Consider the following 22,493-nt stretch of genomic DNA (forward strand, 5'->3'; position numbering starts at 1 on the left):
GCGTGTTGTTTGAGAACTCAACAGGGTGTTTGGATGGTCAGCGTGTGGGCTGGCTGGGATGCTTGGGGCTAGGTTCCTGAGTGGTTCTGGCTGGTACTGTTTTTGACTGTCTTTTCCTTGGGGCACTTTGCTTGAGTGTCTCGTGAAAATCGGTCAGGGCATGCTTCGACACATACTGTGAGTCACCGGGTTCGCAAGAGCGCGGTGCGCGACAAGTTTTTGTTGGAGAGTTTGATCCTGGCTCAGGACGAACGCTGGCGGCGTGCTTCACACATGCAAGTCGAACGGAAAGGCCCGCTTGCGGGTACTCGAGTGGCGAACGGGTGAGTAACACGTGGGTAACCTGCCCCCATCTCTGGGATAACCGTTGGAAACGGCGGCTAATACCGGATACGACCACCTTCCGCATGGTTGGTGGTGGAAAGTTTTTGCGGTTGGGGAGGGGCCCGCGGCCTATCAGCTGGTTGGTGGGGTGATGGCCTACCAAGGCGTTGACGGGTAGCCGGCCTGAGAGGGCGGTCGGTCACATTGGGACTGAGATACGGCCCAGACTCCTACGGGAGGCAGCAGTGGGGAATTTTGCACAATGGGCGCAAGCCTGATGCAGCGACGCCGCGTGAGGGATGACGGCTTTCGGGTTGTAAACCTCTTTTATCCACCACGAAGGCGGTGTATTCGCACCGTTGACGGTAGTGGTTGAATAAGCGCCGGCTAACTACGTGCCAGCAGCCGCGGTAAGACGTAGGGCGCGAGCGTTGTCCGGATTTATTGGGCGTAAAGGGCTCGTAGGCGGCCCGCTGCGTCTGCCGTGAAAGGCCTCGGCTTAACCGGGGTTTTGCGGTGGATACGGGCGGGCTTGAGGCAAGTAGGGGAAACTGGAATTCTACGTGTAGCGGTGAAATGCGCAGATATGTGGAGGAACACCGGTGGCGAAGGCGGGTTTCTGGGCTTGTACTGACGCTGAGGAGCGAAAGCGTGGGGAGCGAACAGGATTAGATACCCTGGTAGTCCATGCTGTAAACGGTGGGCGCTAGGTGTGGGGCCACATTGGTTGGTTCTGTGCCGTAGCTAACGCATTAAGCGCCCCGCCTGGGGAGTACGGCCGCAAGGCTAAAACTCAAAGGAATTGACGGGGGCCCGCACAAGCGGCGGAGCATGCGGATTAATTCGATGCAACGCGAAGAACCTTACCTGGGTTTGACATCACCCGGAAACCCCTAGAGATAGGGGCCTCTTCGGACTGGGTGACAGGTGGTGCATGGCTGTCGTCAGCTCGTGTCGTGAGATGTTGGGTTAAGTCCCGCAACGAGCGCAACCCTTATCCCGTGTTGCCAGCATTCAGTTGGGGACTCGCGGGAGACTGCCGGGGTTAACTCGGAGGAAGGTGGGGATGAGGTCAAGTCATCATGCCCCTTATGTCCAGGGCTTCACGCATGCTACATTGGCCGGTACAGCGGGTTGCGATACCGTGAGGTGGAGCGAATCTCTGTAAAGCCGGTCTTGGTTCGGATTCGAGTCTGCAACTCGACTCGATGAAGGTGGAGTCGCTAGTAATCGCAGATCAGCAACGCTGCGGTGAATGCGTTCCCGGGCCTTGTACACACCGCCCGTCACGTCATGAAAGTTGGCAACACCCGAAGCCTGCGGCCTAACCGGTTTACCGGAGGGAGTGGTCGAAGGTGGGGCTGGCGATTAGGACGAAGTCGTAACAAGGTAGCCGTACCGGAAGGTGCGGCTGGATCACCTCCTTTCTAAGGAGTCCCGACCCCCCATGCGTGGGGGCGTCAACCATCCGAGTCCGCTGCCGGCATTTCGCTGGTGGAGGTTACTGCTCGGGTGTGTATGGACTAAATGTTTTAATGGTGTGTCGACTACACGTTGTTCAAGCGGGTTGGATTCCCGCTTCCATCCTTGAGACCCATGGTCTCTGTTCATGTCCTTCGGGATGTGGGCGGTGATTGTGGGTCTCGCACCCTGTTGGGGTTCTGAGGCAATACGTCTCGGAGCCTGGTCCTGTCGAAATCGCTGCTGGTAGTGGTGGGCTTGGCGGGGCTGGTGTGTTGTTTGAGATTTGTATAGTGTGCGTGAGTGTCTTTGTTTCTATCTGACTTGGCTGTGTGTTGGTTAAGTTGTGTAGGGCGCATGGTGGATGCCTTGGTGCCGGATGACCGATGAAGGACGTGTGAGGCTGCGATATGCCTGGGGGAGTTGCCAACTGGACTGTGATCCCAGGGTTTCCGAATGGGGTAACCTGGCCGGCTTGATGGCCGGTCGCGCCTGCCTGAATGTATAGGGCGGGTGGTGGTGTGGCGGGGAAGTGAAACATCTCAGTACCTGCTGTGGAGAAAACAAGAGTGATTCCGTCAGTAGCGGCGAGCGAAAGCGGAGGAGGCTAAACCTGGTTCGTGTGATAGCCGGCAGGCGTTGCGGGTCAGGGGTTGTGGGACATCATCGTTAGTTTCTGCCGAAACTAGGTGCGCGCGGCATTGTCTAGTCGAACGGTGTGGGAAAGCCGACCGGAGAGGGTGAGAGTCCCGTAGGTGAAGGGCAGTGTCGGTGTACGGATGGTGCACCCGAGTAGCGCGGGTTTCGTGGAGGCTCGTGTGAATCTGGCAGGACCGTCTGCTAAGCCTAAAGAGGTCCGGTGACCGATAGTGGAGAGTACCGTGAGGGAATGGTGAAAAGTACCCCGGGAGGGGAGTGAAAGAGTGCCTGAAACCATGTGCCTGTAAACCGTCAGAGCCCGGCATGGGTCTTGTATCCATGTAGGCGGGTGATGGCGTGCCTTTTGAAGAATGAGCCTGCGAGTTATGGTATGCCGCGAGGTTAAGCCGTGTGGTGGAGCCGGAGCGAAAGCGAGTCTGAATAGGGCGTGCAGTGGTGTGTTGTAGACCCGAAGCGGGGTGATCTACCCATGTCCAGGGTGAAGCGGCTGTAAGAGGTCGTGGAGGCCCGAACCCACCTAGGTTGCAAACTGGGGGGATGAGGTGTGGGTAGGGGTGAAAGGCCAATCAAACTCCGTGATAGCTGGTTCTCCCCGAAATGCATTTAGGTGCAGCGTCGCATGTTGCTCCGTGGTGGTAGGGCGCTGGTTGGGTGATGGGCCGTGTCGGTTACTGAACTCAGCTAAACTTCGAATGCCATGGTGTTGAGTGCGGCAGTGAGTCGGCGGGTGAGAAGATCCGTCGTCGAGAGGGAAACAGCCCAGATTACCGGCTAAGGCCCCTAAGGGTGCACTGAGTGGAAAAGGATGTGGGGTCGCGTTGACAGCCAGGAGGTTGGCTTAGAAGCAGCCATCCTTGAAAGAGTGCGTAATAGCTCACTGGTCGAGTGGTTTTGCGCCGATAATGTAGCGGGGCTGAAGTGCACCGCCGAAGCCGTAGCAATGCCCGATAGTTTCGACTGTCGGGGTTGGGTAGGGGAGCGTCGTACATGGGGTGAAGCTCCGGAGTGATCCATGGGGTGGACTTTGTACGAGTGAGAATGCAGGCATGAGTAGCGAAACACAGGTGAGAATCCTGTGCGCCGATTGACTAAGGGTTCCAGGGGACGGTTGTTCCGCCCTGGGTTAGTCTGGGCCTAAGGCGAGGCCGAGAGGCGTAGTCGATGGATAACCGGTTGATATTCCGGTACCCGAGTGCCGCGTATGAGTGATAGCGGTTGTGCTAACCGGCTGCAAGCCGGTGCGGAGCGGTCTTCGGATCGCATCGCATCAGTGAGTGGTTGGGGTCCTTTCCGTGTGTAGCGTAGTGATGGGGTGACGCAGTGGGGTAGCCGTACCGTCTGGTGGATTAGGCGGGGTAAGGTGGTAGCCCGGGACTCTAGGCAAATCCGGAGTCCCTCAGGTTCGACCTGGAGGGTGAGCGCTGAAGCATAGCTCTTTTGAGTGAATTCGGTGATCCCGTGCTGTCGAGAAAAGCCTCTAGCGAGTGGTAGTCGGCCAGTACCCTAAACCGACACTGGTGGTCAGGTAGAGTATACTGAGGCGTTCGAGTGATGTGTGGTTAAGGAACTCGGCAAATTGCCTCCGTAACTTCGGGAGAAGGAGGGCCCTTTCTGGTGGTGCGTGCGCACAGGAGCTGGAGGGGGTTGCAGAGGCCAGGGGGAAGCGACTGTTTACTAAAAACACAGGTCCATGCGAAGCCGTGAGGTGAGGTATATGGACTGACGCCTGCCCGGTGCTGGAACGTTAAGAGGATCCATCAAGGCTTCGGCCTGCAGTGGTGAATTGAAGCGCCAGTAAACGGCGGTGGTAACTATAACCATCCTAAGGTAGCGAAATTCCTTGTCGGGTAAGTTCCGACCTGCACGAATGGCGTAACGACTTCCCCGCTGTCTCAACCACATGCTCGGCGAAATTGCAGTACGAGTAAAGATGCTCGTTTCGCGCGGCAGGACGGAAAGACCCCGGGACCTTTACTATAGCTTGGTATTGGCATATTGTCTGGTTTGTGTAGGATAGGCGGGAGCCTGGGAAGCTGCGACGCTAGTCGTGGTGGAGGTGTTGGTGAAATACCGCTCTGACTAAATGATGTGTCTCACCCGCGGCCCTGATCGGGTCGGGGGACAGTGCCTGGTGGGTAGTTTAACTGGGGCGGTTGCCTCCTAAATGGTAACGGAGGCGCCCAATGGTACCCTCGGGCCGGTTGGAAACCGGTCGGTGAGTGTAAGCGTAGAAGGGTGCTTGACTGTGAGACCGACGGGTCGAGCAGGAGCGAAAGCTGGGGCTAGTGATCCGGCACCAACGTACGGATGTGGTGTCGCTCAACGGATAAAAGGTACCCCGGGGATAACAGGCTGATCTTCCCCAAGAGTCCATATCGACGGGATGGTTTGGCACCTCGATGTCGGCTCGTCGCATCCTGGGGCTGGAGTTGGTCCCAAGGGTTGGGCTGTTCGCCCATTAAAGCGGCACGCGAGCTGGGTTTAGAACGTCGTGAGACAGTTCGGTCCCTATCCGCCGCGCGCGCAGGAGATTTGATGGAGGGCTGTCCCTAGTACGAGAGGACCGGGATGGACGAACCGCTGGTGTGCCAGTTGTACCGCCAGGTGCATGGCTGGTTGGCTACGTTCGGGAGCGATAACCGCTGAAAGCATCTAAGCGGGAAGCGTGCTCTAAGATGAGATCTCCGTCAGCAGCAATGCTGGTGAGGCGCCCTAAAGATGATGGGGTTGATAGGCTCGACATGGAAGAGCAGCAATGCTTGGAGTGGACGGGTACTAACCGCCGAGAACTTAACACAACACTACGGCCGGCAACGGTCAGGTAGAAACCACATTCACGCACACTATGCGATTCTGAGACAACACACCTCAGACTCGAAGGACCCCGGCAGGGGTCCGACAGCTCTGGCTTGACGCCCCCCAGGGGCTCGCCAGACGAACCGACACCCGAGCGGGTGTCCACAGGTTTGTTTGGTGGTGAGAGCGGAAGTGACACACCCGGTCCCATTCCGAACCCGGTCGTTACGGCTTCCAGCGCCGATGGTACTGCACTCGAGAGGGTGTGGGAGAGCAGGACACCGCCAAACATGAAACACAAAAGGAAGGCCCGGCACACAAGTGCCGGGCCTTCCGCATATCTGGAATCAGTTCGAGTCGACGCCGCAATGGCGCCTCCTGCGACAGGCGCCCTGCGGCACGGCGATGAAGAAGGCCCCCACCGGATGGTGGGGGCCTTTTCCGTTTGCGGCGCTTAGACGTACGGGCCTTCGAGGTGTTCGCCGGCGTGCTGGCGGTACCAGAGTCCGCGGTAGCAGCGCCACGGTTGCGGGCGCAGCTGCGTGGGCGCGAAGATCTGCTCCAGGAGGCGGCGCGCCTCGAGGAAGAAGTCGAGGCGCTCGTCGGGGGCGGCGATGTGCTGGGAGTCGTCGACGGGGGTCTCCGCAGGGAGGATCGTCAGCGACGGCCACATCGTGGTCTGCTCGGCGAGGGGGAGGAGCCAGGCGCGCATCTCGTCCAGGGGCTCGCTGCCCACCGTGTAGGTGAACGAGGTGCGGTGGCCGGCTTCCCTTGCGGCCGAGAGGATCTCGGACAGGCGCTCGGACTGGTGGTTGGCGACCGGGGAGACCGGGTCGGCGGCCGCGGCGTCTTGGGGGACGATCGGCTCGGCCGCGAGTGCGGTGCTGTCGTCCTTGTACGTCTCGGTCGTGAGGAACAGCAGGACCGGGCCGACCTTCTCGGCGAGCTCGTCGAACGCGTCCTTGCTGCGCAGGGCCGGGGTCAGGACGCCGAGCGTGGTGGACTCGGGGAGTCCTTCGGCGGTCATGGCCTCGCGGACCGCCAGGAGGTGCTGGACGATCAGGCGCTCGTCGAGGGCGCCGCTCGCGGAGAGGGTGACCTCGTCGAAGAGGTGCTGCTCGCCGTCGTCGGCCAGGTCGGAGGCCAGGGCCTCCAGGAGGTCGCGGTAGCACGCGACGAGTTCCGAAGGCTCGATCTCGGACTGGAGGAGGAGGGTGGCGGCGGTGCCGTCGGCGCGGAGGTACCCGCGGACCTCTTCTCCCGGTTCGGCTTCGATGATCTCGGCGACCGGGGTGCCGTCGACGCAGAGCTCGCTCAGGCCGTGCTGCGGCGAGGACGGGTCGACGTGGGCCCGGAGGCTGAAGGGGGAGGTGGCGCGATCGGCCGGGAGGACGAGCATGAACTCCTCGTCCTCGGAGTTCAGGCGCAGGCGCATGCCCTCGGTGTTGTTGCCGCGCAGACCGTAGAGGTTGAGCGCGATGAGCAGGAGCTCGCTCCACTCGAGGTCGTGGCGCACCGCGAGGCGCCGCCACCGGTGCACCGTCGAGGAGATCGGGCCGGCTGAGTCAGCTGGTTGTGTCGGCTCTTCCATGACCAGTTCCGATTCTTCCTCTCGTCCCCACCGCGGAAACTCCACCGTACAAGAGACTTGGACGTACAGGTGGACGCGGTCCACCTCTATGCTAGGTCCGTCGGCGGACAAAAGCACCCGTCGTGAGCACCGGCACGCAGTCCGAATGCTGGGAACCGTGTCGTGCGTTCTGTACCCCTTCCACATGGCCTTGAACCCCTGCCCCCCGAAGCGATCTGGAGTCGGGAATGCGTGATGTCGCCGATCCGACCGGGGCCGTGCCGCCGCGGGCGCAGGGGCGGGTCTTCAAAGCGGTGGCGAAGACCTGGCCGTGGTTCCTCACCGGTGCCGTCGAAGGACCCGCGTTCGAACTGATCGAGCAGGAGCGGTACGAAGACGCGGTGGCCGTGCTGGAGCGCGGCGCCGAGCGCTTCGGCACGCGTTCGGTGCCGGCGATGCTGTACGCGTGGTGCCTGCACATGGCCGGGCGCCAGACCGAGGCCGCCGCGTGGGCAGAGCGGGCGGTCGAGGCCGATCCGCAGAGCGCCGACGCGCTCTGGCTGCGGGCGAACATCCTGTTCGAGCTGGAGCGGCCCGAGGAGGCGGCCGCGGCTCTGCGGGAGGCGGTCGAGCTGGCCCCGGACAACGGCCGCTTCCACATGCAGCTCGCGTGGATCCAGTACGAGGACGGGGCGTTCGCCGCGACCCGGGAGCTGGTCGAGCAGGCGCTGGAGCGGTCGCCCGACGACGCATGGGTGCAGCACCTCGCGGGCCGGATCTACGACCATCACCTGCGGCACCGCCGCGCGCAGCGCCATTACGAGCGGGCGGTAGAGCTGGACCCTGCGAACGTCCTGGCCCGGCTCGACCTCGCCGAGGTCCTCCAGACGAGGGGCCGGTTCAGCGCCGGGGTGCGGGTCGCGTGGGAGACGGCCGGGCGCGCCGGGGGCGAGGACGCCGACGACGCCCGGAGCCTCTACGACATCGTGCTGCGGCGGTGGCCGTGGCGCTGGTACGAGTGGGCGCTGCGGACCGCCGTGGTGCTCAACGTCCTCGACTGGATCCTGCCGACGTCGCGGGCCTTGGACCTGGTGTTTCTCGTGGCGGTGGCGCTGTTCTACGCGGGCGGGTGGACGAGGTCGCTGCTGGTGCTGCCGGCGGTGTGCCGCCGGGACCTGGTGGCGAAGGGGCGGCGTGGGCCGTTCGCGGGGGCGGTGGCGCGCACGCTCGTCGTGCTCGGCGGGATCGGCCTGGTGCTGCTGGGGGAGCTGAACGCGTTGCAGCACTTGGGAGTGCTCGCGCTGCTGGCACTCGGGTACGCGGAGTGGGTCCGGCGCGCGTACCGGATCTCGCAGGGCCGGGGGCGGGGCGCTGCGCCCGTTCGTCACTAGCCGCGCGGCAAGGTAGGCTTCGATCCGTGCCGGACCTGCGGTTCGGCGCGTTCCCGTCCCCCGCCCGGCGACGCCGGCGGTTGCGCAAAGGAGTCCCCGTGGTCGACCAGGGTGTGGTCTGTTCCGTCGATCCGCATGTCAGCCGGGCCGGCGCCGACGTGCTCGCGAACGGCGGCAACGCCGTCGACGCCGCGATCGCCGCCGGTGCGGTGCTCACCGTGGTAGCCCCGCACCTGTGCGGGCTCGGCGGCGACCTGTTCGCGCTGGTCCACGTCCCGGGCGAGCCCGTTCCGGCGTACCTGAACGCCTCGGGCCGCGCCGGATCGGGCGCCGACGCCGAAGCGCTGCGCGCCGAGGGGCATACGGCGATGCCGTTCCGGGGCGACCTGCGGTCGGCGACCGTGCCCGGCGTGGTGGACGGCTGGTTCGCGCTGCACGAGCGGTACGGGACCAAGCCGATGGCGGAGCTGCTGGCGCCCGCGATCGAGCTGGCGTCCAAGGGTTGGCCCGCGACCGCGATGCTCGCCAAGGCCGGGGCGATCCTCGACGGCGTCGAAGGCGCCGAGGACCTGGTCGGGCTGGAGGCCGGCGGCACGGTGACGCGCGAGCGGACCGCCGCGACGCTGCGCGCCGCCGCCGACGGCGGGCGCGACGGGTTCTACCTCGGGGACTTCGGACAGGGACTGGTGGAGATCGGCAAGGGGCTCTTCACCGAGGCCGACTTGGCGGTGGTGCAGGCGGCGTGGGAGGAGCCGCTCGCGGTCGACGCGTTCGGGCACCGGATTTGGTCCGCCGCACCGAACTCGCAGGGGTACCTGCTGCTGCTCGCGCTGGCGATCGCGGACCGGCTGGACCTGCCGGTGGACGCGGGCGACCCGCTGTGGGCGCACTACCTGGTCGAGGCCGCGCGGCAGGCCGGGCACGACCGGCCGGCGCGGCTGTTCGACGGTGCCGACGTCAGTGATCTGCTGGCCGCGGCCGGCGAGCGGGCGGCGCGCATCAGCCCGGACGCGAAGGCCGAGGTGCCGGTGCACCAGGCTGCGGGCGGGACGACGTACATGGCGGTGCTCGACGGGAACGGCATGGGCGTCTCGTACATCCAGTCGAACGCGGCCGGGTTCGGGACGTGGCTGTTCGAGCCGCGCACCGGGATCGGCCTCCAGAACCGCGGGACCGGGTTCAACCTCGAGCCGGGGCACCCGGCCGAGTACGGGCCGGGCAGGCGGCCGCCGCACACGCTCGTGCCGGCGCTGGTGACGCGCGAGGACGGGTCGCTGCGGCTGGTGGCGGGGTCGATGGGCGGCGATTCGCAGCCGCAGATCGTCGCGCAGCTCATCGCGCGGGTGCTGCACGGGGGCGAGTCGGTCGGGGCCGCGGTGAGCGCGCCGCGGTGGCGGCTGCACCCGGGCGAGACCGGGTTCGGGACGTGGACCGGGGTGTACGAAACGGACGTCGAGCTGGAGGACGGGAGCCCGGAGGGCTGGGGCGAGGGGCTGCGCGAGCGCGGCTTCGCGGTCGCGCCGGCCGCGGCCGGGAGCGGCTTCGGGCACGCGCACCTGATCGAGATCGACGAGGACGGGCACGTGGAGGGCGTGGCGGACCCGCGCGCCGAGACAGGCACGGTCGGGGTCGCGCCGAACCGGGGGTGACACGCCCGGGTTTGGAATCGGGGGAGTCTCGGAGGGTCCGGTGCAAATCGGGCGTTCGGAGCCGCCCCCGGTTCGATAGTGCCCGGTGGGTGTGACAAGGGATAAACGGGAGAAGGGTTCGCGCTGGTCGCGGGCTGACGCATGATCGTCGGCGGGTTCGCGGGTTCGCGGGTTCGCGGGTTCGCGGGTTCGCGGGTTCGCGGGTTCGCGGGTTCGCGGGTTCGCGGGGCGGGACTGCCGGGTTGTCGGTGGGTGGTTGTACGGTCGGGACGTTTGGTATCGCTCTCGGAGAGGACCTGGTGCAGTGCCTGAGTCGTTGCGGCTGGCCGATGCCCGGCGGATCGCCATCGCCGCGCAGTTGCGGCCGAAGGCCACGCGTTTCAAGACCGTCCTGGAGCGGCTCGGGTGCATCCAGCTCGACACCATCTCGGCGGTGCGCCGCGCCCACGAGCTGACGCTCCTGGCCCGCGACCTCGACGTGGACGAAGCCGTGCGGAGCCTGGAGCGCCGGAAGGCGCCGGTCGCCTTCGAGTACTGGGCGCACGCGATGTCGCTGCTGCCGGTCTCGGCATGGCCGTACCTGGCGCGGCGCCGCCGCAGTTGGCGCGAGCGGTACCAGGACGACTCCCTTGCCGTCGCCGAAGCCGAGGTCATCGCGCTCATGAATGAGCGCGGCGCGATCACCGTCTCCGACTTCCCGTCCGGGGCGATGCACCGCGGCCAGGGCATCGGGAACATGGGCGACAGCTGGAACTTCCGCACCGACCACAAGCAGGCGATCGAGCGGCTGCTGTGGTTCGGCGACGTCGCCTGCACGCACCGGATCGGCTTCAAACGCGTCTACCAGCTCGCCGAGCGCGGCATCCCCGCCGAGCACCTGTGGGACGCCGACGACGAGGAATGCCTGCGCTACATGGTGTCCACGGCCCTGCGGAACCTCGGCGTGGGCACCACCAAGGACGTCGCCGACTACTTCCGGCTCAAGATCGCTGACACCGAGCGGGTGCTCCGCGAGCTGGAGGTCGAGCAGGTCGCCGTCGAGGGCTGGAAGGCCCGCGCCTGGCTCGACCCGCAGGTGAAGCGCACCAGGCTCACCGGGGCCGAGCGGTCGGTCGCGGTGTCGATGTTCGACCAGCTCGTGTGGCTGCGCGAGCGCATGGAGCGCCTGTGGGGCCACGGCTGGAAGATCGAGATCTACGTGCCCGAGCCGCAGCGCACCTTCGGGTACTACTGCCTGCCGGTGTTCGTCGGCAGCGACCTGCCCGGCCGTGTCGCACTGCGCCGCAGCGGCGGCGAGCTCGTGGTCGAGGCGGCCCAGTGGGACGACGCGCGGGCCGACCGCGAGCACCTGCACGCGGCCGTCGACCGCGTCGCGTCCTGGGTCGGCGCCGAGGCCCGGTGGAAGGCTGAGGTCCGCGGGTTCGACACGGTCGCCGGGGATCTCTGAGGCTACCCACGGCGTCGCTTCGGCGGTGCCGTTCGTGTGCTCGAAGCGTGAAGGCCCCGGCCTGGGGCGGCGGCCGGAGTCTTGGATTTGCTGCATTGAATCCGTTGTGCCCCAGAGGAAGGGCCCGACCGGTGTCGATCCGGCCGGGCCCTCGTTCTCAGGTGCGGTGCAAGTGCGGCGCTACGTCGTGACGAGCGTCAGGCCCCACGCGGAGAGGGCCGGGCCGATCGGCTGGAAGTAGGTCGTGCCGCCGGAGGAGCAGTTGCCGTTGCCGCCCGAGGTCATGCCCTGGGCGCTGTTGCCGGTGATGAACGAGCCGCCGGAGTCGCCGGGCTCGGCGCACACGTTGGTACGGGTCATGCCGTAGACGCTGCCCTCGGCGTAGTTGACCGTCTGGTTGAACGCCTGGACGGTCCCGCAGTGCCAGCCGGTGGTCGAACCGGAGCGGCAGATGGAGGAGCCGACGGCGGCCTGGTTGGCGTTGGCGACGTCGCGCGCACCGGAGTACATGTTGACGTCGTCGTACAGGACCTCGCTGGTGCCCACGGCGACCCACGCGCGGTCGGCGGACGGGAAGACCGAGTTGCGGAAGGTGCCCGGGGCGGCCTCGCCGCTGGTCACGCGGTCGCCGGCCGAGCCGCAGTGGCCCGCGGTCACGAAGCCGGGGGTCGAGCCCTGGCGGACCGAGAAGCCCACCGAGCAGCGCCAGGAGTTCTCGACGATGTAGGCGTCGCCGCCGCGCACGAAGAACAGCTCGGGGGCCTCGGCCGTCGCCGCGCTGGCGAGGTCGGGGTTGATGCCGGCGGCCTCGATCGCCTGGGCCGCAAGGGCCTCGTCGGCGGCCTCGACCACGAGCGTGTTCTTCTCGAGGTCGACGTAGTGGCCGTAGACGCCTTCGATGTCGAGCGCGTCGAGGGCCGTGCCGGCCGCTTCGAGGTCGGCGAGGCCATGCTCGACGAGGACCGGGGTGGCCCCTTCGGCGCGCAGCTCGGTGAACTCGGCGCGGTCGGTGGTGGCGACCAGGATCTCGTCGGCGCCCTCGGCGACCCACAGGCCCGCGTAGGAGGCGTCGAGGGAGTCCGGGACCTCTTCGAGCAGGTCGGAGGCGACGGCCTCGACCGCGAGGCGGTCGTACGCCTCGGACTCGGTGAGCCCGAAGGTCTCCGAGAGCTCCTCGATGAGGCCGGGGGAGACGTTGCCGAGGAGGTCGGCGCGGGCGTCGGCGGCCTTGGCGTCCAGGATCTCGGCGGAGGCGGGCGCCGCGCCCGCGGCGAGCGAGAGCGCGGTGGCGATGGCGCCGGCGGCGGTGACCGCAAGCGCGCGTTGGCGATTCATGTGATGGATGCCTTTCGGGTGAGGCCGTCGACGGCCGACGGGGTTGGCGGCCGTCATGGCACGGCGGGGTGGACCGCTGGTTGCCGTCTCACCCGCAGTGATGGGTGAGCCATGCCATATATGGAGACTAGGGGTAAACCGCGCAAAGTTAAAGATAGAAATAATTCACTGAATAACGGGCGAACTCGTCCAAGGTTTCGGAAATGCTAACCAACCTGTGATTTCACAGATTCAACGCAAAAGGGGCGCCGTTCCGATCGGAACGGCGCCCCTGGCGTTCGGGCCCTACTTGAACGCGTCGGCGTTCTCCTGCGCCCACTGCGCGAAGCCGAGCGGCGCGCGGCCGACCAGCCGCTCGACCGTGTCGGACACCGTGCGCCCCTCGATGGGCGTGTTGCCGAGGGCCTCGATGAGGAAGCCGATGAGGCCGTCGTGCATGCCCTCACCGCGCCACTTGTCGCGCGCCTCGTCGACCGTGAGCTCGACGTACTCGACCTCGCGTCCGATCGCCTCGCCGATGAGGCGGACCTTGTCCTGCATGGTGAGGACCTCGGGGCCGGTGATGACCAAGGTCTGCTCGTCCTGGCCGCCGTCGAGGAGGACGCGCGCGGCGACGGCGCCGATGTCGACCGGGTGGACCATCGCGCTGAGGCGGTCGCCGAAGGGCTCGCGGATGCGGCTGTCGGCCTTGATGGGCGCGGCCCACCACATGAGGGCGTTCGACATGAACTCGACCGGCTGGAGGTAGGTCGCCTCGATCGCGCTGGTGGCGAGGGCCTGTTCGAGCGGGCCGGTGGCGATGCCGCCGAGGACGGTGGCGCGGCGGACGCCTGACTGCTCGGCGAGGGCGACGATCGCGGCCGGGTCTGGGAGCGCGCCGTACTGCTCGCCGGCGAAGTTGATGAAGTGGACGGCGTCGACGTCCTTGAAGGCCTCGGTGAGGGTGTCGGGCTCGGCGAGGTCCCCGACGGCGATCTCGACGCCCGCGGGGAGGGCGGCCTCGGGGTTGCGGGTGAGCGCGCGGACCTCGGCGGCGGGGTCGAAGGCGATGAGCTGCTCGACGATGTTGCGGCCGACGGTTCCGGTGGCGCCGGTGACGAGGATGCGCATGGGGTACTCCAGCTTCGTGATTTCTTGGAACGGAATCTCTTGTTCCAATTATAGCAGAGCGGAATGCTCCATTCCAATAGATGGGTCGAAGTTTTCTCTGGAAGGGTTCGTTCCCGCCCCCGAGGTCGGGTGTTTCGGCACGTGGGAGCCCCCGCTTGCAACGATGCCCGACGGGTCCGACACTCGTCGGAGGCGGGAGGCGGGAGGCGGGAGGCGGGAGGCGGGAGGCGGGAGGCGGGAGGCGGGAGGCGGGAGGCGGGAGGCCGCTCCTCATGACTCCCGCGGGTCTCCTGCCGTGACCAGGCCCGTCTCGTAGGCGCAGACCACCGCCTGCGCGCGATCGCGGAGTTCGAGCTTGGCGAAGACCTTGCCGACGTGCGTCTTCACCGTCTGCTCGGAGACGAACAGGGCCGCCGCGATCTCCGGGTTCGACAGGCCCCGCGCGATCAGGCGCAGGACCTCCTCCTCCCGCGGGGTGAGCACGTCGAGCCGCGCCGAGCGCCGCAGCGCCGGCCGGGCCTTGAAGCACTCCTCGATGAGCCGCCGCGTCACCGACGGCGCCAGCAGCGCGTCCCCGGCGGCGACGATCCGGACCGCGGCGATGAGGTCGCCGGGCGGCGCGTCCTTGAGCAGGAACCCGCTGGCGCCCATGCGAAGCGCTTCGTACACGTAGTCGTCGATGTCGAACGTCGTGAGCATGAGCACCCGCGGCCGCCGCGCCTCCGGCGCCGACAGGATGCGCTTGGCCGCCTCCAGGCCGTCCATGGTCGGCATCCGCACGTCCATGAGCACCACGTCGGGCCGCAGCCGGGTCGTCTCGGTGACCGCCGCGACCCCGTCCGGGGCGTCGCCGACGACGTCGATGTCCTCCTGGGCGTTCAGGAGCGCGGCGAACCCCGCGCGGACCATGGCCTGGTCGTCTGCGATGAGCACCTTGATCGTCACACGGACTCCTCAGCGTTCGAACGGATCGGCAGCACCGCGCGGACGCGGAACCCGCCCTCGGGCGTCGGCCCGGTCTCCAGGGCGCCGCCGTCGAGCGCGACCCGCTCGCCCATGCCGACCAGGCCCAGGCCCGAACCCTCCTGGCCCGGCGGGACCGGGCCGGGCGGCGGCCCGTTCACCACCGTAACCACCACCGTCCCGTCCGATGCGGCCACCGAGGCGTCGACGTGTGCGCCGGGGGCGTGCCGAACCACGTTGCTCAGAGCCTCCTGGACCACGCGGAACACGGTGAGCGCCACCGTCTCCGGCAGGTCCGGGGGCAGATCGCCGATGACCAGGTCCACGGGGGTCCCGGCCCGGTTCACCGACTCCGCGAGGCCGTGCAGGGCCTCGGGCCCCGGCTGCGGGGCGCGGGCGCCCGCCTCGTCCTCGCTGCGGAGCACGCCCAGCAGCCGCCGCATCTCCGCGAGCGATTCGCGGGCCTGGCCGCTGATCGAGCGGAACTCCTCCTTGACGTCCTCGCCGAGCCCGGCGAGCCGGTACTCCGCGGTCGAGGACTGGACCGCGATCACCGACATGTGGTGCGCGACGATGTCGTGCAGCTCCCGCGCGATCCTGGTGCGCTCCTCCAGGAGCCGCCGGCGCTGGCGCTCCTCCTCGGCGACCCGCTCCTCCTCGGCGACCCGGGCGCGGCCCTGCTGCCAGATGCGGACCGTCACGCCCACCAGGAGCGCGAACGCGCCGAGCAGCGCCCCGAGCGTCAGGTTCTCCACCGCCGGGTTGTCGTTCGTGAACCGGTTGTAGGACAAGACGATCCGGTCAGAGTTGACCGCCCACACCACCCAGGTCCCGGCCGCCGTGTACCCGCTCCACGCGAGGACCCCGATCCAGGCCAGGCGGTCGCGGCCGAGCGCGAACAGCGCCACGAGCAGCGCGAACAGGGTCGGCACGGTCAGCGGCCAGGGCTCCCAGCCGCTGACGTCGCCGAGCCAGGCGACCGCGGCGAACACGCCCATCGCCAGCAGCCACGCCTCGACCGGCCGGTACCGCGCCAGGACCACGGCCGCCCCGGTCGCGACCGCGATCAGCATCGGGGCGCCGATGTCGTAGTTCGTGCGCAGCAGCTGGTTCTGCGTCCCGAACACGACCAGCGCGAACGGCACCGACCCGGGACCGACCAGCGCGAGCACGAGCATGAGGCCCCAGCGTCGGCTGCCCGGCGCCACGGGGACCAGATGCCCGATCACCCGGCGGACGGGATGCGGTCGTTGCGCGGTCTCGGCGGTCACGGGACTACCGTATGCCGCCCGGGACCTGCGCGCCCTCACTCCCCGGTACGGGTCCGGCGGGGCCGTCTCACCCCTGGGTACGAGGCCCGATTCCACGCCTCGGCTTGAGGGAAGGGGACTTCCCGGAACCTACCGTTCGGCGCATGAACCACGACTTCTTCCGAAGCCGCGCAGCCGAAGTGACCGCGATTGCCGGCGTCGCCGCCGCGCAGGCCGGCTTCGCGGTGATGCACCTGACGCAGTCCGACGCGGTCGACCCGGTCGCGATCCCGGTCTCGGCGTACGCGGTGACCTGGCCGGGCGTCCTCCTGTTCCCCGCCTCGGTCCTGGCGCTGGCGGCGGCGTGCGCGGTCCTGGCCGGGCGGGGCGTGGGCCTTGCCCGCGACGGCTTCATCCGCTTCCTCCTCGGCGGCACCGCGCTCATGCTCGTGTGCGCGGCGGTGTTCCGCACCGGCACGCCCGAGTCGGGCCTGACCTGGTGGGCGCAGATCCACCGCTACACCGCCGGGGCGGCGTTCGTGCTGCTCACGGTGGTTGCGGCGCTGTGCGCGATCCGGATGCGGCAGGCCGAGGCGCCCGCGTGGGTGCGGCACGGGACGTGGTGGGCGACGGCGCTCTCGGTGGCGACGTTCGCGACCACGACCGTGAACACGTTCCTCCCCGGGTTCCTCGACGGCGGCGACTGGCGCGGCATCCCGCAGCGGGTGCTGCTGGTGGTCCTGTCGACGCTGCTGTGGTTCCTGGTCGCGAACTCGATCCGGGCGGCCGTGCCGGTGGCGGCGCCGGTAGCGGGGTTGGTGGCGCAGCCGGGCACGGTGCCGAGCATCGGTTCGGCCGCGGTGGCGGCCGCTGAGCGGGTGACCACGCCGGCCGCGCTGAGGACCGTCGAGCGGGCGACTGCCGGACCGGTGCCAGTGAATGTGCTGGCCCTCGGAACCGGACCGGTCGGCGCGCCCGAGTTCGCAGCATCGACGGCGCGGGCGGCGGACGCCACCCGCACCCTCGCCGAGGCCCGGCAGTGAAGGCCCCCAAGGGAATCCGGGCCCGCCTCGCGCGGGCCCGGCTCGCCCTGGGCGGGTGCCGTGAACTGCGGCGGGCCCGCGAGGAGTTCGCGTTCTTCACGCCCGTGGACGAATCGACCGAGGCCCCGTCCTTCGGGAGCTGGCTATAGTCGCAGCCATGGACGCACCTCGCCCGCCCCTGTCGATCGCGCTCGCCCAACCCGACCTGCGCCCCGGAGACGTGGCCGGGAACGCCGCCGCCCACGCGGCGGCGATCCGCGCCGCGGACGCCCGCGTCGTGGTCTTCCCCGAGCTGTCGCTCTCCTCGTACGCGATGGCCGCGCCGACCGTCGACCTCACCGACCCGGCGCTGGCTGAAATCACCGCGGCCTGCGCCGACACCGGGAGCATCGCCCTCGCGGGCGCGCCGCTCCTGGAGGACGGCCGCGAGCACATCGCGACGGTCCGCTTCGACGCCGACGGCCCGGTCCCGGTGTACCGCAAGATGTTCCCCGGCGGCGACGAGCCCGAACGCTTCGCGGCGGGGCCCGGTCCGGCCGTGCTGGAGGTCGACGGCTGGCGCCTCGGCCTCGCCGTCTGCCGCGACTGCAAGCTCGACGCCCACATCGAGGCGACCGCCGCGCTCGGCATCGACGCGTACGTGGGCGGGAACCTCCACGACCCGGAGGGCGCCGCCGTCCGCGACGCCCGGATGCCGAAACTCGCGGCCGAGTACGGCGTGTGGGTCGCACTGAGCTGCTTCGCCGGTCCGGGCAGCGACTACCCGGTCGCCTCGGGCGGCTCGGCGGTCTGGGCCCCGGACGGGTCCCTCGTCGCGCAGGCCGACGACGAACCGGGCCGGATCGTGCGGGCCGAGCTGCGCTGAGCCGCGAGCGGGACGGGCCCGACCTCCGCCGGGCCCGCGCTCCTCGCGTCAGATGGTGTTCGCGTACTGCTCCAGTGAGTCCGAACCGCTCTGGAAGAGCGTGACGGCCTCGTCGAGCCGGTCCTTCGCCTGGCGCCACTGCGACAGCGCCTCGCCGGGCAGGGCGCTGGCGGTGTCCTGGGTGGCGGCGGTGCCGGCCCCGATGGCGCCGTCGGCCTGGTCGTGAGCGCCGCCGACGGCGCCCATGGCCTCCTGCACCTGCTCGATCGCGCCTTGGATCTGGGCCTTGATCTCGGCCGGGCTCGACATGGCTCTCCTCTCGACGACTGCACTGTCGCCGTCCACCGTAGAGCCCCGGCCGCCCTGGATCAGGCTGCGGCGCGGACGAGTTCGGGCCCGGCGTCCGATGCGTGAGGACACCGCCCCCGACTTCCCCGTACGGTGGCGGACATGAGCACCAGCACCAGGGCCACGCGGGTCGCCGCGACCCGCGATGCCATCATCACCACCGCCGAGCGGCTCTTCGCCGAGCACGGTGTCGCCGCCGTCTCCAACCGGCAGATCTCCGAGGCCGCCGGGCAGGGCAACAACACCGCCGTCGGCTACCACTTCGGGACCAAGGGCGATCTGGTCCGGGCGATCGTCGAGCGGCACCTCGCCCGCATCGAGGCGGCCCGGATCGAGCGGATCGCGGCCCTGCCGGACGAACCCGGGCTGCGCGAGTGGGTCGAGTGCTTCGTCATGCCCACCATCGACCACCTCGGGACCCTCGGCGAGCGGACCTGGTTCGCGCGCTTCGCCGCCCAGGTCCTCGCCGAGCCCTCGACGCGCGAAGTCATCGCCGACCAGGCGATGGGCGCGCCCTCGCTCCGGCAGGTCACCGCCGGCCTCGACCGGTGCCTGCCCGACCTGCCCGCCGAGGTCCTCAGCGAGCGCAAGGAGATGGTCGCCCAGCTCGCCGTGGTGGTCCCCGCCGTCCGCGAGGCCCGCCTCGCCGCCGGCGCGTCGACCGCCAGGGACACCTGGCACGAGGCCGGCCTCGGCCTGGTCGACGCCATCGTCGGCCTCTACGAAGCCGAGTACACGGGACCGAGGGAGTTACCTGCGGGGAGCGTTGACGAGGTCGAGCACTGCGGTGAATGCTCATGCGCGCTGGTCATCCACGGTCGGTTCGAGTGTGCCAATGTCGCGATGCAACCAGTCCGTGTCATTGATCCGACAATCGAATCCGGTGGCGCCCGCCTCGATTTCGCCAGCGGTGAGGGCGACACCACGCCCCGGATCCGCGAGCACGTCTGGCAGCACCCACCACTTCGAAGGCTCGATGATCGTCTACACCCGCGGTGAGTGGGAAGCCTTCCTCGCCGGGGCCAAGGACGGCGAATTCGACTTCACCGAGTAGCCGCACATCGGCCGATCCGGTGGTGCAGCCGATCGGCGGGACCGCACATCAGGGCGGCGGCGCCTAGAATCAGGCGAGTCCCCTCTACCCAAAACTGAAAGCCCCTGCCGCCCATGCACAAGCCCATATTCCCGTCGCCTGCCCGCAAAGCGGCGGAAGCGTGACGACACTTCGCGAATTCGCGCCCTACATCGGGATCGCCCTCTTCGTGATAGCGATCGGTGCGGTGTTCGTCCGCTTCAAGTTCGCGGACTCGGTGCCGCGCAGCGTGCCCGTGGCGGTCTTCGCCGCCGCGTCGCTCGCCTTCCTCCTGACGGGAGCCGGTCTGCGGCTGCACGAGCAGCACGTGCTGAACCGCCCGCTGACCGTCGGGGACATCGTCCGCCCCGCACTCGAGGGCGAGCTGCCCACCGATGCGACCGTCGAATCCTTCCAGGCCCGACTCGATTCGCTGGGCTTGGCGTGGTCGAGCGGCGACACACTTCTCGTCGACCGGCCGAGCGACCTGCTGATCTTCGACGACGAGTTCAGCGGCTACATCGAAGGGCGGGCCGAGCGCGATGAGGTCCGGCTCACCGCCGCCATCGGGTTCGAGGGCACGGCGATCTCCTGGTTCACCTGCCACACCAGCGGAACCGGTGATCCCGACTTCGTGGTCTTCTACTTCCAGATGTGCCTGTCCGCCGCGGAGATCGACATCCCTGCGGTCAGTGCCGATTGGGTCGACTCTGCGGTGCGGTCGCCCGGAACGGTGATCGGCGGGTTCGATGTGGAACTCGCCCGGTCCTGCCCTGTGGCCTTGTCGGTCGTGTCCGTCGACGGGACTCCCGGATGGATCGAATCGCAACTGACCATCTCGAAAGGACAGGTCTGCTGATGGACGGCATGGTGGGTACAGGACTGCGCCGCTTCGGGCCGCTCTGCCTGTGGAGTTCGGCGGTCGTCGTCGCCATGTACCCGAACCTCCTGCTCATCGTCTGGCTCGACGACAGCGGATCGGAGATGATGCGCTGGTGGTCGAGGGGCTTGATCTACCTCGAAGTGGCTGCGCTCTTCCTCGCCTTCGTCTCCCGGAAAAGGTTGGCCGATGGCCTTTCCGAGACAGCGGGCTCTGGAAGGCGATGGCCCGGCATCGAGCCGAGCTTCGAGGTCATCGTGGTGCTCCAACCACTCGTCTGCCTCCTCGCCACCATGCAGTCGCTGGACTTGGTGAGAAGCAACGGACTCGGGGCCGGCACGATCTCCTACCTCGCGATGTGGGCCGTCTTCCAGTTGCTCCCGTGGACGCTCTTCTTCAAGAACCGGACACCGAAGCCGTTGCCGCCCCGCCCCGGCGCCAGCGGATCGGACTCCCTGCGGCTATGGCATGTCAGCGACCGTGAAGACGACTCCGACCGGGTCGAGGTCGCGGTGCGAGTGGAAGAACCGCTCAGCATCGCCGAAGTCCTGGGCACGGCCTTGCGGTATCAGGTGCTCCCCGCGGTGCCGGGCGGCACCCGGCGTTGGACCGTGCTCGTGGACGGTGCGCCCATGGGAGAACTGACCCAGACCTGGCAGCATCCGCGCTGGTGGCGGGAGATCGAGTGGGCGGACGAGGTCAGCCCTTCCGCCCTCTTCAAGGGCGAACGCATCGAGTTCCGGGCGGCTCCCGCCGGTCAGCAGCGGCGCAGGACTGCCTCGACTACCGGGAGGTAGGCGGGGTGGGGCTCGTGCCGGCCGGCGTGCTGGTCGGTGATCATGCGGTACAGCAAGGCGCGCAGGGTCATCTGGGGCCAGGCTGCGAGGTGCGCCCACTGGTCGAGGACCGATTCGTCGGCGCCGTTCCAGCACATGGCGTCGATCGCGATGACGGCCGCCGCCCATGAGGCCGGGCGCCAGTAGGGCGGCCAGTCGATGATCGCGGGTGGGAGGCCGGGCTCGTAGAGGACGTTGCCGAGGAGGTCGCCGTGGACCAGTTGATGGGGGAGATGCACGGGGAGCCGGGCTTCGGCGAGCTCCTGAATTCGGGGGTCGTCGGGGCGCAGGTCGAGGTTCCAGGAGTCGTTGTCGGCCCTTGACCACCAGTCGTCCCTGGTGTCGAGGAAGTCGGGGCGGGGGAGATCGGCGAGGGCGGCGTGGAACGCCGCTCCCACCTCGATCGCGTCGTTCCATCGCTTCGGGTCCGTGGCGCCGGGGATCAGTGCTGTTGCCTCCCAGCCGTCCACGGTCCAGCTCTCGCCGGAGCGGATCGGGCGGGGCACGCGGAACTCCGCGGACTCGGGCAGCGCCGCCAGGAGGTCCGCACGCCACTGCGCCTCGGCCTTGTTCTCGACCGGCTTCAGGACGATGCCGCCGCTTCTCCAGGTGCGGCCCTGGCCGCCGTCGAGGAGTTCGGGTTCGGCGGCGGCGCCGAAGGCGTCGAGGACGTGCCGGGGCGGGCTGGTTCGCATCAGGCGAACCTAGCCGCGCCGGAAGGGCAGGTCAAAACGATTAAGGGCGCCAGTACGCCATCGAATGGAAGCGGTCCTTGGGGACGGCGAGCTCCTTGCGGGCCAGGGCGGTCAGGGCGCGGGTGGTGCGGGCGTCGCAGGTTATCCACAGGTATGTGGACGGCGTGAGGAGCGCGGGCAGGTCGGCGCGGACCGCGGCTTCGAGGGCGGTGCCGTCGCCGCGGGGGACGCGGTGGAGGTCGTGGACCTCGCGGGCGCGGAACGGCAGGTCGTCGTCGGAGGTCGTCTCGAACCAGATCGTGGCGGGGGTGTCGGGGAAGGCGTCGAGGAGGGAGTTGATCGCGGGGAGCGAGGCGGCGTCGCCGACGAGGAGCAGGCGCTCGGGCGCGGGGTCGGGGGCGGTGAAGGCGGTGCCGTAGACCGTGGCAGCGATGGCGTCGCCGGGCCGGGCCCGCTCGGACCAGTTGCTCGCGGGGCCGTCGTGGAGGGCGAACTCCAGGTCGAAGGTGCCGGTCACTGGGTCGGGGTCGACCAGGGTGTACGCGCGCTGGTGCGGCCTCCCGTCGTGCTCGAACCAGAGGCGGACCCACATCGCGGGGTGGACGCCGACCTCGGCGAGAAGGCCGCCGTCGGTGAACGAGAGGCGGCGGTAGTGCGGCGCCACCTGCTCCGAGCCGGTGACCGTGAACTTGAAGTCCTTGGCGCGCAGCAGCTTCAGTACCGCGCCTTCCCAGCCGTGGCCCATGTCCGGTCCTCTCGAAATGTTCGCTTGAGCGATTCTAGTGTTAGGTTAGACTA

The 22,493-nt window shown here is 68.2% G+C and carries 17 protein-coding genes and 3 rRNA genes; 12 read left to right on the top strand and 8 right to left on the bottom strand.

The genetic code is table 11. The features are described from left to right. Positions 1–219: 219 nt before the first annotated feature. The 3 genes from BLS99_RS25130 (at position 220) to rrf (ending at position 5,531) form a co-directional block, all read left to right on the top strand. A 16S ribosomal RNA gene (locus BLS99_RS25130) occupies positions 220–1,751 on the top strand. Between the two features lie 371 nt (positions 1,752–2,122). Further along, a 23S ribosomal RNA gene (locus BLS99_RS25135) occupies positions 2,123–5,243 on the top strand. Between the two features lie 171 nt (positions 5,244–5,414). Next, positions 5,415–5,531, top strand: a 5S ribosomal RNA gene (gene rrf / locus BLS99_RS25140). Together the 16S, 23S and 5S rRNA genes form the textbook arrangement of a ribosomal RNA operon. 164 nt (positions 5,532–5,695) lie before the next feature. Here rrf and BLS99_RS25145 read toward each other — a convergent pair. Beyond that, positions 5,696–6,832, bottom strand: a complete 1,137-nt coding sequence (locus BLS99_RS25145) for a hypothetical protein (RefSeq protein ID WP_143034953.1) — start codon at positions 6,830–6,832, stop codon at positions 5,696–5,698. 227 nt (positions 6,833–7,059) lie between these two features. Between BLS99_RS25145 and BLS99_RS25150 the strand changes: the two genes are divergently transcribed. The 3 genes from BLS99_RS25150 (at position 7,060) to BLS99_RS25160 (ending at position 11,298) form a co-directional block, all read left to right on the top strand. Beyond that, positions 7,060–8,202, top strand: coding sequence for a tetratricopeptide repeat protein (locus BLS99_RS25150; protein ID WP_091054491.1), 1,143 nt, complete (start codon positions 7,060–7,062; stop codon positions 8,200–8,202). 98 nt (positions 8,203–8,300) lie between these two features. Beyond that, positions 8,301–9,851, top strand: a complete 1,551-nt coding sequence (locus tag BLS99_RS25155) for a gamma-glutamyltransferase family protein (RefSeq protein ID WP_143034954.1) — start codon at positions 8,301–8,303, stop codon at positions 9,849–9,851. A gap of 304 nt (positions 9,852–10,155) precedes the next feature. Next, on the top strand, positions 10,156–11,298 hold the full coding sequence (locus BLS99_RS25160) for a DNA glycosylase AlkZ-like family protein (protein WP_176953535.1): 1,143 nt from the start codon (positions 10,156–10,158) through the stop codon (positions 11,296–11,298). 180 nt (positions 11,299–11,478) lie between these two features. On the opposite strand, the gene BLS99_RS25165 is transcribed toward BLS99_RS25160, so the two are convergent. The 4 genes from BLS99_RS25165 to BLS99_RS25180 form a co-directional block, all read right to left on the bottom strand. Then, positions 11,479–12,633: a S1 family peptidase gene (locus BLS99_RS25165; protein WP_091054493.1), complete on the bottom strand. Its 1,155-nt coding sequence runs from the start codon at positions 12,631–12,633 to the stop codon at positions 11,479–11,481. Positions 12,634–12,918: 285 nt separating this feature from the next. Beyond that, entirely contained in the window at positions 12,919–13,743 is an 825-nt protein-coding gene (locus BLS99_RS25170) for an NmrA family NAD(P)-binding protein (RefSeq protein WP_091054494.1), read from the bottom strand. Positions 13,744–14,013: 270 nt separating this feature from the next. After that, entirely contained in the window at positions 14,014–14,688 is a 675-nt protein-coding gene (locus tag BLS99_RS25175; protein ID WP_091054495.1) for a response regulator, read from the bottom strand. Then, positions 14,685–15,977 (bottom strand): sensor histidine kinase, encoded by a 1,293-nt coding sequence (locus BLS99_RS25180; protein WP_091054496.1) that lies wholly within the window; start codon positions 15,975–15,977, stop codon positions 14,685–14,687. The genes BLS99_RS25175 and BLS99_RS25180 overlap by 4 nt, the downstream gene beginning before the upstream one ends. A gap of 143 nt (positions 15,978–16,120) precedes the next feature. On the opposite strand from BLS99_RS25180, the gene BLS99_RS25185 reads away from it, so the two are divergent. The 3 genes from BLS99_RS25185 to BLS99_RS25190 are packed head-to-tail and all read left to right on the top strand — an operon-like array spanning position 16,121 to position 17,864. Then, entirely contained in the window at positions 16,121–16,999 is an 879-nt protein-coding gene (locus tag BLS99_RS25185) for a DUF998 domain-containing protein (RefSeq protein ID WP_176953536.1), read from the top strand. Then, the gene (locus tag BLS99_RS26460; protein ID WP_176953537.1) at positions 16,996–17,148 is read left to right on the top strand and encodes a hypothetical protein; all 153 of its coding nucleotides are present in this window, start codon (positions 16,996–16,998) and stop codon (positions 17,146–17,148) included. The genes BLS99_RS25185 and BLS99_RS26460 overlap by 4 nt, the downstream gene beginning before the upstream one ends. An 8-nt stretch (positions 17,149–17,156) precedes the next feature. After that, positions 17,157–17,864: a carbon-nitrogen hydrolase family protein gene (locus BLS99_RS25190; protein WP_091054498.1), complete on the top strand. Its 708-nt coding sequence runs from the start codon at positions 17,157–17,159 to the stop codon at positions 17,862–17,864. 48 nt (positions 17,865–17,912) lie between these two features. On the opposite strand, the gene BLS99_RS25195 is transcribed toward BLS99_RS25190, so the two are convergent. Continuing rightward, complete coding sequence (locus tag BLS99_RS25195) at positions 17,913–18,173, bottom strand: hypothetical protein (RefSeq protein ID WP_091054499.1); 261 nt, start codon at positions 18,171–18,173, stop codon at positions 17,913–17,915. 141 nt (positions 18,174–18,314) lie between these two features. On the opposite strand from BLS99_RS25195, the gene BLS99_RS25200 reads away from it, so the two are divergent. The 3 genes from BLS99_RS25200 (at position 18,315) to BLS99_RS25210 (ending at position 20,961) form a co-directional block, all read left to right on the top strand. Continuing rightward, positions 18,315–19,211, top strand: coding sequence for a TetR/AcrR family transcriptional regulator (locus BLS99_RS25200; RefSeq protein WP_091054500.1), 897 nt, complete (start codon positions 18,315–18,317; stop codon positions 19,209–19,211). Positions 19,212–19,426: 215 nt separating this feature from the next. After that, a complete protein-coding gene (locus BLS99_RS25205; RefSeq protein WP_091054501.1) occupies positions 19,427–20,143 on the top strand; it encodes a hypothetical protein in 717 nt (238 codons plus the stop codon). Continuing rightward, positions 20,143–20,961, top strand: coding sequence for a hypothetical protein (locus BLS99_RS25210; RefSeq protein ID WP_091054502.1), 819 nt, complete (start codon positions 20,143–20,145; stop codon positions 20,959–20,961). Before BLS99_RS25205 ends, BLS99_RS25210 begins: the two co-directional genes overlap by 1 nt. On the opposite strand, the gene BLS99_RS25215 is transcribed toward BLS99_RS25210, so the two are convergent. Next, positions 20,922–21,695, bottom strand: a complete 774-nt coding sequence (locus tag BLS99_RS25215; RefSeq protein ID WP_091054503.1) for a TIGR02569 family protein — start codon at positions 21,693–21,695, stop codon at positions 20,922–20,924. The genes BLS99_RS25210 and BLS99_RS25215 overlap by 40 nt on opposite strands. A 40-nt stretch (positions 21,696–21,735) precedes the next feature. Continuing rightward, on the bottom strand, positions 21,736–22,440 hold the full coding sequence (locus BLS99_RS25220; RefSeq protein ID WP_091054504.1) for a siderophore-interacting protein: 705 nt from the start codon (positions 22,438–22,440) through the stop codon (positions 21,736–21,738). Positions 22,441–22,493 lie beyond the last annotated feature (53 nt).

Source organism: Glycomyces sambucus (assembly GCF_900102815.1).
Taxonomy (GTDB): domain Bacteria; phylum Actinomycetota; class Actinomycetes; order Mycobacteriales; family Micromonosporaceae; genus Glycomyces; species Glycomyces sambucus.